Below are 12,036 nucleotides of genomic sequence, written 5' to 3' on the forward strand. Positions count from 1 at the left end.
TGGAGAGTGCGTAACATAGCGCTAACTTTCCTGTCTTGCGGACTCATTATGAACAAACCAGCGTTTATCATCACAATTGATACTGAGGGCGATAATCTCTGGCAAAATCACCGCGTCATTAAAACGGAAAATGCGCGCTATCTGGCGCGTTTCCAGACGCTTTGCGAGCGTTTCGGCTTTAAGCCCGTGTGGCTGACCAATTATGAGATGGCGATCGAGCCCGTTTTCATCGAATTCGCAAGGGACGCGATCGCCCGCGGTCAGGGGGAGGTGGGAATGCACCTCCACGCATGGAATAGCCCGCCGGAACACGATCTCACGGGAGATGACTGGCGCTGGCAGCCTTATCTGATTGAATTTTCCGATGAGATGATGCGCGAGAAAGTGCTGTTCATGACCCGACTGCTGGAAGAGACCTTCCAGACCAAAATGTTAAGCCACCGTGCCGGACGTTGGGCATTTGACAGTCGCTATGCAAAATTGCTCGTTGAACTGGGTTACCAGGTTGATTGCTCCGTGACGCCACGCGTGAACTGGCGCAATGCGAAAGGCTCCCCGCAGGGTAATGGCGGAACGGATTATCAGCATTTCCCCGACCACGCCTATTTCATGGACTTAGACAATATTTCCCGGGCAGGTAATAGTCCATTACTCGAAGTGCCGATGAGCATTCAGTATAAGCACCCGGCGTGGTTGAACACGTTCAAACAGGGTTACGATCGGCTTCGGGGTAAATACCGTTCCCCGTCCGTCAACTGGCTAAGACCGTCCGGTGGGAATGCGGCGCAAATGATTCAGGTCGCACAGCAATGCCTTTCTCGAGGAAGTGAGTACGTGGAGTTTATGCTTCATTCGTCGGAATTTATGCCAGGCGGAAGTCCTACTTTTAAAGATGAGGCAGCGATAGAAGGGTTGTATCAGGATTTAGAAACGCTCTTTGGCTGGTTATCCGATAAGACGGTAGGGATGACGCTGGCGGAGTTTTATCAATACAAGAAAAAATAATGCCCGCGAGGCGGGCACTATCATTAACGTTGCCTGGTTTGCGAAAAAGGTGTACTCAGCGCAAACACGGTGACAAAGAAAATTAAGGCCTCTGAACTCAATAGTATGACGTCCGTCATGCCGTAGAGTAATAAAAGAAGCAGGGTCGTCAGCAGCAGACCATTTTTGTTTTTTAGTGCGTAAGCGAACATCGATATATAGGAAAAGAGTAATATCGCTAGCCCGGGGATCCCTTGCAGTGAATATTTTTCAATAAACTCATTGTGCAGATGCACTTTGATAAACTCGAGTGCGGCCGCAAGATGTGGATGCCCATTTTTCACATATTGCTGTGTCCATACTTCGCGGTCTTCAACTGATTGCCCTAAAGGATGGGCAAGTCCGTTTTGAATACCCACACTCCACATAGAGAAACGAGCGCCGAGTGAGGTTGAATCATATCCTTGTTGATAACTTTCAACCTCAGCTTGAGTTTGTTGTATCTTTGGTAAAATTAAAGGCTTGTAGCTAACGATAACAATACCTGCCACAATGCATAAGAAAATCAACGTTGATTTAAGGTGTATTCTTCTGAAGTGGTAGAGCGTGAGTATAATCGCCAGGAGTAAATATAATCCCATTGCGGCACGCGTGCCCGTTAGAAGAATGACAAAGTAAGAGATTAAGATGATGAGTCCTGCGGCTACATACAGTTTTATATTTTTCTGTAGATAAAGGCTATATACAAACGCCAGTGACAGTACAGAGTAAACATAGGCCGACACGGTTGCACGGTTTATGGCCATCTCGATACGCCCCATACCCTGTGATGCTTGCCATAAGCCATAGCCAGTAGCAAGAATAAACCCAGCACCAGAAGCGTATAAGAAATATTTCTGGAAGGATGCTTGATCAATGTAAGACTTAAACCGGTCAAGATAGAATATAAGGATACTCGCCAGAATCAATTTTTTACTTGCACCGAGATAGTCGCTATAAACGTTCAAACCCTCACTATGATACTCATACACCATATACCAGCTAAGATTAAGCAACCCGATTAATAAAATCGGCAATGCGATAGTAAAAGGGCGCACTGTGATCTTTTTATATTCGCAAGCTAAACCGATGATGCTGGCATAAATTGCAATATAGAAAAACTCGCGCTGCTTCCCTGAACTCAGCAGCGCCAGCGCAAGCGAAATAAGGCTCAAAATCAGCGTAAGCTGATAAAGCCGCAGTTTTACTTTTTCCATAATGCCTCAATGACCCTTTTTTTGTAGCTGAAACGTACATCTCTGGAGAAGAAAAAAGAGAAAGAATAAAGAGCGTTTACCCGCTGCTTAACCAGTTTGAGTTGCTGGTCAGTCAGATGCTGGCGGTGGTTACTGTAAATATCAAACCAGTGACAATTCACAAGGTGTCTAAATGATGGCGGAAATGTTTTTTCCATCTGTAGTGTGCATTCAACCAGCATAGCGATTTTACTGGCGTCGAGTCGACTCGACAAACTGTCGCTACGTTTAATGTAATAATAGTGCCCCTGACGCTGATAAACTATTTTACTCGATTGCATCAGCATGCCGGGAAATACGGCGAAATCTTCATAGCAGATCATCGAAGGAATCGGGTTGCTTGCATACAATTTTCGATGCATGAATTGCCCGATGAGATGTGCCTGAAAATCTTTGTGCTGCAGGAACCGCTTTATTGCTTCATGCTGTGACAACGCAACAGGAGAGAAACCCTGCCAGTCGGCGGTGATTTTCTTAGTGTCGCGAATTTCCAGCAGGCGCGTCAGTAACATATCAGGGCGTTCTTTTTTGAGAAACTCCACGGCGTCCCTGATGCTGCCCGGTTTCAATCGGTCATCGCTATCCAGCATAGTAATATATTCACCTGAGGCCAGCGAGAGGGCACTGTTTCGAACATGACCTACGTTACGGTATTCAACGTATCGCGATTGGACATTTGGAAACGCTGGCAGCCAGGCTTCAATAATATCCTGCGTTGAGTCATTGGAGCTGTCGTTAAAGATAATGATCTCTACATCGTTGCCCGCACCATCAATTGCGTTTTGCAGGCTTTCCAGGGTTGCGTGAAGCGTATCTTTAGCGTTATGCGCGGTAATAATGATGCTTAGAAAAGCCATAGTAATTATTTTCCCTGAGCATCAAAGGAGTATGCGGTTGCGTTAGTTGTTGATAACTCGCAAATAAAATGTTTGAGGTCACGTAGCGATTCTTCAGTTACAGCGAAGAGTTCTTCTCTGCTCTGTGAGAAGTAATACCGTGTTTCAAAAACGTATGAGCAAATGTTGTCATCATTTCCAATTAGCAACACGTTGCCCAGCGGACGCTGTTCATAGTGGCAACAAGGCCCGAACAATAGGATAACTGGCACTCCGACGGCATCGGCGATGTAAACATTCCCCGAGTCAGAGGCAATATAACAATCCATTTTAGAAATGGCCCACGGCAGCTCTTCAAGCGAGATTTTGCCAATCAGATTAATAAAGTTGGGCACTTCACCATAAGCGCGGGTGATATCGTCCATCCAAGATTGTTCATTTGGGGCGCCAAAAACATAAAATTCGCAAGGCAGGTCAGCGAGACGATCGGCAATTTGCTTCCAGATGACCGGCGGAACGGTTTTCGCTTTATTCCCGGCGGCTACGCTGATGCCAATGCGGATCACGCCGGGTTTATCAAGGATTGCCGGATAGGTTGCGGGTTTGAAAAGTGGCTTTGTGGCGTGCTTTGGCGAGTCTTGCCAGGTTAAGGTGCGATCGGCCAGTTTGAGATAATTCGTGACCGAAAGAGTCTTCTTACCATGTTCAACAATACCGTCTGCCGTGGCATAGAAAATACCGTGATACCATCTGCGCGTGTAGGTGCTTAAAAACTGTTTGTTTTTAGCATTACACACGGAGGCGAAAAAGAGATTTACGCTGTTAGGTTGCAGGAGATAGACATTGTCATAGCGATTCATGATCCGGCAGGCAAAGACCAGTTTTCGCCACAGGTTACGCTTATGCTGCTCGATGAAAAAAATTTCATCGATCGTCTCATCATGCTTCGCCAGCGCACCCACGCTACGACTGATGAGTACGTCGCTTTTTTGAAGGTATGCCAGAAGGGGCGTTGCATTAACAAAATCGCCGATTTTAGCTGTCTGAATGACCAGGTTTTTACCTGTCTCTTTGCGGAACAGCTTCCGGATAAGCTTCACCGGAAAAAGTAAAATCAGCAGAAATACGTAACTCATGCGTTAGATATCCCTGTTGGAAAGCCAACGGCTGCCCTGTAAAAATGAAAAAATAGCATCTGCGCTGATATCCTTCGTTTGCTGGGTCGGGCTGACCATCTGATGCTGGTTCTTACCGTAACCCCCGATCAATCCGGGATCGGTCGGACCAAAAATCGTAATATTCGGACGATCCAGCGCCGCGGTTAAATGGCTTAAACCGGTATCAACGGAAACAACAGCATTCGCTCCCGCCAGCTGTGCAGCAACCTGCGCCAGCGTGAGTTTCGGCAATACCTCGACGTGCGAAAATCCTGCAGCCAGACGCTCTGCACGCTGCCGCTCATGTTCAGCGCCCCAGGGCAGTTTAATATGGATGCCGGTAGGTTGCATTAGTTCAATCAGGCTTCGCCAGTGCGTTTCCGGCCAGTGTTTATCGTCGCGAGTTGTGGCATGCAGGAACACAAGATAAGGCTGAGCACAGGGATCTGTATTGCGCAAAAAGTGCTGTGCAATGGCGTAGTCGCCCTGGGTTTCCGGTTTGGCATAGCCCAGACTTTTTGCAAACAGCTCGCGTGTACGTTCGACGGCATGCTGTTGCTTTGCGATGTAGTGGCGGCGGTTATAGAACAGGCTCGCCAGCGGTTCGCGGGCGGTGTGCCAGTCCATGCCGTGCTTTATGCCGCGTGCCAGACGCGTCACCAGCGCAGCGCTTTTCACCAGCCCCTGGGCGTCGATGATAGCGTCGTAATGTTGTGCCTGCACCGCCTCACGGAAGGCTTTGCGTTCGGCTTTAATTGGCGCGGAGAACCACGCTTTGCGCCAGCGGCGAATCGCCACCGGGATCACGCGATCAACCGCTTCATGCCAGGTGGGGATCTGTGCGAAACCTTCTTCCACTACCCAGTCAAAACGAATGCCGGGAATGGCCCGCATGGCGTCCGTCAGTGACGGCAGCGTATGCAGAACATCGCCCATCGAAGAGGTTTTAACGATCAGTACCCGCATTCGTTATCCTTCTTCGCTCAGCAGCAGTTCGTTAAGTTCTTCGAGAACGCGCTCTGGGGTAATGTCGATCAGGCTCTGATGATAGCCTTCTGCGGCATCGCCTTTGCGCACTTTGTGGTAGCCGGTGATCAGGCGAATGACGCGCGCTTTATGAGAAAGCGGGGGCGTGAAGTCCGGGCTACTTGGGCCATACAGCGCCACAAGCGGGCGGTTGAGCGCGGCAGCGACGTGCATCAGGCCAGAATCGTTACTTACTACAGCCTTACAGGCGGCAATCAGAATAACCGCCTGTTCAAGCTGCGTTTCTCCCGCCAGGTTGCGGCACCAGGCCTGCTGTTCATTACTCAGCGTCGCGAGAATTTCGTTGCCTGCCTCGTGGTCCTTTGCCGAGCCGAACAGGACAATCTGGTAGCCTTCGTCAATCAGCTGTTTCGCCAGCTCCGCATAATGATAGTGCGGCCAGCGTTTTGCCGGGCCGAACTCGGCGCCAGGGCAAAAGCCAATCATCGGGCGTTCAGACGAAAGACCAAACGCGTTACAGGTCTGGGATTTTTCACCGTCGTTAACCTGAAGCTGCGGCCAGAGCAGCGGCTGCGGCAGGTCTTTCGCACTGCGCATCACGCCTTTGTCATAGGCCAAAGCCACGTAGCGTTCCACCATCAGCGGCCAGGCCTCTTTATCCAGCACCCGTGCATCGTTCAGCAGGCCGTAGCGCATTTCACCGCGCCAGCCGGTACGGTGCGGTATCCCCGCAAAAAAGGGCACCAGGGCGGATTTAAAGGAGTTTGGCAGGACATACGCCCGATCGTAGCGCTTCTCGCGCAGGCTATGACCGAGTTTGCGGCGTTCGCCGATTTCCAGCGCTCCGTGGCCAAGCGGCATCGGGATGGCTTCATTCACTTCCGGCATACGCGACAACAGCGGACGGCACCATGCAGGTGCCATCACGTCGATTATCGCCTGGGGATAGCGCGCCTTGAGCGTGCGATAGAGACTTTGCGACATCATCATGTCGCCCACCCATGACGGGCCGATCACCAGAATCTTCATACTTACGCGTCGCGGTTCAGCCAGGCCATATATTCCGTTACGCCTTCGGCAACGGTCTTGAACGGCTTGTCATAACCCGCTGCGCGCAGGTTAGTCAGATCGGCCTGCGTGAACGCCTGATAACGGCCTTTCAGCTTGTCAGGGAACGGAATGTACTCAATGCTGCCTTTTTTGTGATACGCCAGCGTGGCGTCAGCCACTGCCTGGAAGGACTCCGCGCGGCCGGTCCCCAGGTTGAAGATGCCGGATACGCCGTTTTCCCAGAACCACAGGTTCACTGCGGCAACGTCGCCTACGTAGACGAAATCACGCTTAAAGCCGTCACTGCCTTCGAACAGTTTCGGACTTTCACCGTTATTCAGCTGGGTGTTCAGGTGGAACGCTACGCTTGCCATACTGCCTTTGTGGCCTTCGCGCGGTCCGTAGACGTTGAAGTAACGGAAGCCGACGATCTGCGAGTTCGCTTCCGGCAGAACCTGACGCACGTACTCGTCGAACAGAAACTTAGAATAACCGTAGACGTTCAGCGGCTGTTCATACTCGCGGGACTCGATGAAGTCCGAGGTGCGGCCGCCGTAGGTTGCCGCGGAAGAGGCATACAGGAACGGAATTTCACGCTCCAGGCAGTAGTGCAGGATCTCTTTGGAGTACTGATAGTTGTTGTCCATCATGTACTTACCGTCCCACTCGGTGGTGGAAGAACACGCACCTTCGTGGAAGATGGCTTCGATCTCGCCGAACTCTTCGCCTGCCATAATCTGGATAAGGAAGTCTTCTTTATCCATGTAGTCAGCGATGTTCAGATCCACCAGGTTGACGAACTTGGTGCCGTCTTTCAGGTTGTCAACCACCAGGATGTCGGTGATGCCTTTGTCATTGAGAGCCTTAACAATATTGCTGCCGATAAAGCCCGCGCCGCCGGTAACGATGATCATAACTGTAACCTTTGAAGTGTGGAGCCCGGGGACAATCCCGGACGCTAATGTCTCTATCATATCATTAGTATGGCTGCCCTTCAGCCATTCACCTTCACAGCGCAGGGGTACGCGTGATTTATGCTGCAAAAACGACAAGAGATGACGTGTCATCTCGTCATGAACTATAGGTTTGGGTAATATGTCCCGAAATTTGCCGAGTCTGGAGAATTGCAATGCGTGGTGATTTTTACAAACAGTTAAACAGCGACCTCGACACCGCACGTGCGGAAGGGTTGTTCAAGGAAGAGCGTATTATCACGTCTGCCCAGCAGGCGGACATCACCGTTGCCGACGGCAGCCATGTGATCAACTTTTGTGCGAACAACTACTTAGGTCTCGCAAATCACCCTGAGCTGATTGCCGCTGCAAAAAACGGCATGGACACCCACGGTTTCGGCATGGCCTCCGTACGCTTTATCTGCGGTACGCAGGACAGCCACAAGCAGCTTGAGCAAAAGCTGGCGAGCTTCCTCGGAATGGAAGACGCGATTCTTTACTCCTCCTGCTTTGACGCCAACGGCGGTCTGTTTGAGACCCTGCTCGGTGCAGAAGATGCGATTATCTCCGACGCCCTGAACCACGCTTCCATCATCGACGGCGTACGCCTGTGTAAAGCGAAGCGTTTCCGCTACGCCAACAACGATATGGTTGAGCTGGAAGCGCGCCTGAAAGAGGCTCGTGAAGCGGGTGCTCGCCACGTGCTGATCGCCACCGACGGCGTGTTCTCCATGGACGGCGTGATCGCCAACCTGAAGGGCGTGTGCGACCTGGCGGATAAATACGACGCGCTGGTGATGGTCGATGACTCTCACGCGGTCGGTTTTGTCGGCAAAAACGGCCGCGGTTCCCACGAATACTGTGACGTGATGGGCCGCGTGGACATCATCACCGGCACGCTGGGCAAAGCGCTCGGCGGCGCGTCCGGCGGCTATACCGCCGCGCGTAAAGAGGTGGTCGAGTGGCTGCGTCAGCGCTCCCGTCCGTATCTGTTCTCCAACTCCCTGGCGCCGGCGATTGTTGCCGCCTCCATTAAAGTGCTGGAGATGGTGGAGTCCGGCGCTGAGCTGCGCGACCGCCTGTGGTCCAACGCCCGTCTGTTCCGTGAAAAAATGAGCGCCGCAGGGTTTACCCTGGCCGGTGCCGACCATGCGATCATTCCGGTGATGCTCGGCGATGCGGTCGTCGCGCAGCAATTTGCCCGCGAACTGCAGAAAGAAGGGATTTACGTCACCGGGTTCTTCTTCCCGGTGGTGCCAAAAGGTCAGGCGCGTATCCGCACCCAGATGTCTGCGGCGCATACGCCTGAACAAATTGAACGTGCGGTAGAAGCCTTTACCCGCATTGGTAAACAGCTGGGCGTAATTGCCTGAGGACGTGTGATGAAAGCGTTATCCAAACTGAAAGCGGAAGAAGGGATTTGGATGACCGACGTGCCGGAGCCGGAAGTCGGTCATAACGATCTGCTGATCAAAATTCGTAAAACGGCTATCTGCGGTACTGACGTTCACATCTATAACTGGGACCAGTGGTCGCAGAAAACCATCCCGGTACCGATGGTTGTCGGTCACGAATATGTCGGCGAAGTGGTGGGTATCGGCCAGGAAGTAAAAGGCTTCAAAATTGGCGACCGCGTCTCCGGTGAAGGCCATATTACCTGCGGCCACTGCCGTAACTGCCGCGGCGGGCGTACTCACCTGTGCCGTAATACCATCGGCGTGGGCGTGAACCGTCCGGGCTGCTTCGCGGAATATCTGGTGATCCCGGCCTTTAACGCGTTCAAAATCCCGGACAATATTTCTGACGATCTGGCCTCCATTTTCGACCCGTTCGGCAATGCGGTGCACACGGCGCTCTCCTTCGACCTGGTTGGTGAAGACGTGCTGGTCTCCGGCGCGGGCCCAATTGGCATTATGGCGGCAGCCGTGGCGAAGCACGTGGGTGCGCGCAACGTTGTGATCACCGATGTGAACGAATACCGTCTGTCGCTGGCACGCAAAATGGGCGTCACCCGTGCGGTGGATGTCTCGAAAGAGAGCCTGAGCGACGTGATGGAAGAGCTGGGCATGACCGAAGGCTTTGACGTGGGTCTGGAGATGTCCGGCGCGCCACCGGCGTTTCGCACCATGCTCGACACCATGAACCACGGTGGCCGTATTGCGATGCTGGGTATTCCGCCATCGGATATGTCTATCGACTGGAACAAGGTCATCTTCAAGGGGCTGTTCATTAAGGGCATCTATGGCCGCGAAATGTTCGAGACCTGGTACAAGATGGCGGCGCTGATCCAGTCCGGTCTGGATCTGTCCCCGATTATCACTCACCGTTTCTCCATCGATGAGTTCCAGCAGGGCTTTGACGCGATGCGTTCCGGCCAGTCAGGGAAAGTGATCCTGAGCTGGGATAAGTAATCAAAAAGGGGCCTGAGGCCCCTTTTTTTATTGATTCTTTTTCTCTTCGTCCGTCAGGTAGCGCACCTTGCGGGTGTAGTCCTGACCTTTGAACAGCAGTTTGTTATCCGGTGATTCAAGATATTTTTGCCATTCTGAGAGAGGGAAACCGCCATGCGCGCCAATCACCTCTTTCGGAACTACGGCTTCCTGCCCGCCGATCTTCTTGGAGACCGGCCAGTTCATCCAGTCACCCAGGTTAACCGTTTTTAAATCCAGCATGTCCAGCAGCGCGGCGAGCGGCAGCTGATCGGTCGGCGGCTGCGTGTCGTCCATCAGTTCCCAGGTATCCTGGAACAGCGTCAGCCACAGCGGGCAGATACGGCGCCAGGTTTTTTTAGTTGCCGCAAGAAACGCGCCGTTAACGTGATCGACCAGATAAGGGCGCACCGTCTCCTTGTAATACGCCGGCACTTTCTCCGCAGGCGCACCGTCCAGCTTGGCAATCATTTTACCCTGACGGAAGCTGGAGTAGATGTGCATATCGGCCATGTTGATCTCTGGCATCTTCAGCAGATTGAGATCGGAATCGATCATCAATATCCCTTCACCGCGAGCCTGTAGCGGGGCGTTAAGCTTCACCAGACGGCTGAGGTAGATCTGCTTATAGCGGTAACTTTCCTCACGAACGGGAAGGTTAAGCGTCACTACGCGGGTTTTAGGCGGCAGTATCCCAAAAGCGGATTCGGGTTGATCGCTGACGATGACGATTTCGCTCACCCCGGTGGCATAACGTTCCGCGAAGGTGGCAGAGAGTAATGCTTCTTCGACGAAATCTGCGCCGGTACACGGAATCACAATAGAGTCCACCGCAGCAAGCGCGCCCGTCACGGGAAGAGAGCTGTAAGGAATGTTGTGTCGCCCGGTGATATGACGATAGCGAGCATTAAGAAATTTAAACATAGTTATCTCGTTTGGTCAGCGCGCGCCAAGCACGGCTTCGACACCGCTGACGTAGTTTTCAATGGCGTAGTTATGACAGACGTTCTGGTAAGCAGCTGCCGCCAGTCGAGCCCGCAGTTCCGCGTCTGCCCAGATATTGTCCAGATGTTGTGCAAGTTGTGAAACATCGCTCCAGGGGAAGAGCAGACCTGTCGAATCATGGTCAATCAATTCTGCCGTGCCGGTCACCTGAGAGCCAATCACGGGGATATTGAGAAGCATCGCTTCCAGCACCACGCGCGGTAGCCCTTCGCTTTTTGAGGCGAGGATAAAGGCGTCAAACGTAGCGAGGTAATCAAACGGGGTGTTCTGAAAACCGGTGAAGATGACGTGATGTTCAATTCCCAGCGCTCGGGCCTGTTCCGCTAAAGCGCGGCGTTCGGCACCTTCGCCGACCAGCACCATTTTCCATTTCGCCTGCGGATGCTTCTGGCTGAACTGTGCCAGCGCCTCCAGCGTGTGGTGATTGGCTTTGCGAGGGATTAAGGAGCCAATACTGCCGAACACAAACGTGTCGTCATCGATATTCAGGCGCTGGCGCATCGCACTTCGGTCAGGCAAAGGCTGGTGGATGTCGATGGCATTATTGACCGTCGTACACAGTTCGGGCCGGACGCCATGCTGAAGTAACACGCGTTCAACGCCGTGCGAGACGGCGATGATTTTTGTGGCATGGGCATTAACCAGCTTTACCAGAGGTGGGGTCAAAACAGGTTCAATGCGGCAGTGTTGGATCACCCGCGCCTGCAGGTTCGCCGCCGCCAGATAGCCTTCTTCATTTGAGCCAGGTTGGTTATTCATATAGAGCGTATCGAAACCGCCCTGCGAGAAAAGAGTTTCGATCTTGCTGACGTTAGGCCTGATGCGCCACATAATATCCACGTGACGCGTTAATGCCTTGCGGGCGCTGCGTGAGAAAAACAGCAGGCTACGCCCAGCTTCCTTCAACAATTTGGCCCAGACCGGCTGCGGACGTTGAGGGATCACGATGAGCGGGATCCCGATGCCGTTGAGCACCTGGCCAATCGTCTCACCTTCGGCACGACTATAATCACTGTAAAAACAACAGGTAATATCGAATTTATCGCGATTGATTCGCTTCAGGAGCTCAAGCATACTGTTGGTGCCTCCCCCCCATTCTTTACCCGTATCCAGGAGGAGAATTTTACTTTTGTGCGGCATGTCTGAATCCGTGTGCTACCCTTCATCTGACAGCATTATAAAGAATCTGTTGAAATAAAATAGATTTTTCTATTTTATTGCGCTTCAGGATTAGAGAAAATTTCAAGCGCGTTTATTTTAAAAGTGTGATTCAGGACTTTAATCATCTCTACTCATTTATATAGTATTAATAATATTAATTTAGGCTGCTATTGAGAGTG

The 12,036-nt window shown here is 52.1% G+C and carries 11 protein-coding genes; 3 read left to right on the forward strand and 8 right to left on the reverse strand.

The features are described from left to right. Nucleotides 1–48: 48 nt before the first annotated feature. Nucleotides 49–1,005, forward strand: coding sequence for a polysaccharide deacetylase family protein (locus KGP22_RS00510; RefSeq protein WP_115876706.1), 957 nt, complete (start codon nucleotides 49–51; stop codon nucleotides 1,003–1,005). Nucleotides 1,006–1,028: 23 nt separating this feature from the next. On the opposite strand, the gene KGP22_RS00515 is transcribed toward KGP22_RS00510, so the two are convergent. Genes KGP22_RS00515 through rfaD form a run of 6 tightly spaced genes read right to left on the reverse strand, consistent with a single transcriptional unit; the run spans nucleotide 1,029 to nucleotide 7,223 of the window. Beyond that, on the reverse strand, nucleotides 1,029–2,240 hold the full coding sequence (locus KGP22_RS00515) for an O-antigen ligase family protein (RefSeq protein WP_149367270.1): 1,212 nt from the start codon (nucleotides 2,238–2,240) through the stop codon (nucleotides 1,029–1,031). Continuing rightward, on the reverse strand, nucleotides 2,228–3,136 hold the full coding sequence (locus tag KGP22_RS00520) for a glycosyltransferase family 2 protein (RefSeq protein WP_111964305.1): 909 nt from the start codon (nucleotides 3,134–3,136) through the stop codon (nucleotides 2,228–2,230). Before KGP22_RS00520 ends, KGP22_RS00515 begins: the two co-directional genes overlap by 13 nt. A 5-nt stretch (nucleotides 3,137–3,141) precedes the next feature. Beyond that, on the reverse strand, nucleotides 3,142–4,251 hold the full coding sequence (locus KGP22_RS00525; RefSeq protein ID WP_223580890.1) for a glycosyltransferase family 9 protein: 1,110 nt from the start codon (nucleotides 4,249–4,251) through the stop codon (nucleotides 3,142–3,144). A 3-nt stretch (nucleotides 4,252–4,254) separates the two neighbouring features. Beyond that, on the reverse strand, nucleotides 4,255–5,238 hold the full coding sequence (gene rfaC, locus KGP22_RS00530; protein WP_115876702.1) for a lipopolysaccharide heptosyltransferase RfaC: 984 nt from the start codon (nucleotides 5,236–5,238) through the stop codon (nucleotides 4,255–4,257). Nucleotides 5,239–5,241: 3 nt separating this feature from the next. Beyond that, nucleotides 5,242–6,288, reverse strand: a complete 1,047-nt coding sequence (gene rfaF, locus KGP22_RS00535; protein WP_032661897.1) for an ADP-heptose--LPS heptosyltransferase RfaF — start codon at nucleotides 6,286–6,288, stop codon at nucleotides 5,242–5,244. Nucleotides 6,289–6,290: 2 nt separating this feature from the next. Next, nucleotides 6,291–7,223, reverse strand: a complete 933-nt coding sequence (gene rfaD, locus KGP22_RS00540) for an ADP-glyceromanno-heptose 6-epimerase (RefSeq protein ID WP_008502707.1) — start codon at nucleotides 7,221–7,223, stop codon at nucleotides 6,291–6,293. A 215-nt stretch (nucleotides 7,224–7,438) separates the two neighbouring features. Between rfaD and kbl the strand changes: the two genes are divergently transcribed. Then, nucleotides 7,439–8,635 (forward strand): glycine C-acetyltransferase, encoded by a 1,197-nt coding sequence (gene kbl, locus KGP22_RS00545; protein ID WP_115876700.1) that lies wholly within the window; start codon nucleotides 7,439–7,441, stop codon nucleotides 8,633–8,635. A 9-nt stretch (nucleotides 8,636–8,644) separates the two neighbouring features. After that, complete coding sequence (gene tdh, locus KGP22_RS00550; RefSeq protein WP_111964308.1) at nucleotides 8,645–9,673, forward strand: L-threonine 3-dehydrogenase; 1,029 nt, start codon at nucleotides 8,645–8,647, stop codon at nucleotides 9,671–9,673. A gap of 27 nt (nucleotides 9,674–9,700) precedes the next feature. Here tdh and KGP22_RS00555 read toward each other — a convergent pair whose 3' ends face one another. Both KGP22_RS00555 and KGP22_RS00560 read right to left on the reverse strand, forming a co-directional pair. After that, nucleotides 9,701–10,615, reverse strand: coding sequence for a hypothetical protein (locus KGP22_RS00555; RefSeq protein WP_111964309.1), 915 nt, complete (start codon nucleotides 10,613–10,615; stop codon nucleotides 9,701–9,703). 15 nt (nucleotides 10,616–10,630) lie between these two features. Then, the gene (locus KGP22_RS00560) at nucleotides 10,631–11,836 is read right to left on the reverse strand and encodes a glycosyltransferase (protein WP_223580892.1); all 1,206 of its coding nucleotides are present in this window, start codon (nucleotides 11,834–11,836) and stop codon (nucleotides 10,631–10,633) included. Nucleotides 11,837–12,036 lie beyond the last annotated feature (200 nt).

This window comes from Enterobacter sp. JBIWA005, from assembly GCF_019968805.1.
GTDB lineage: Bacteria > Pseudomonadota > Gammaproteobacteria > Enterobacterales > Enterobacteriaceae > Enterobacter > Enterobacter vonholyi.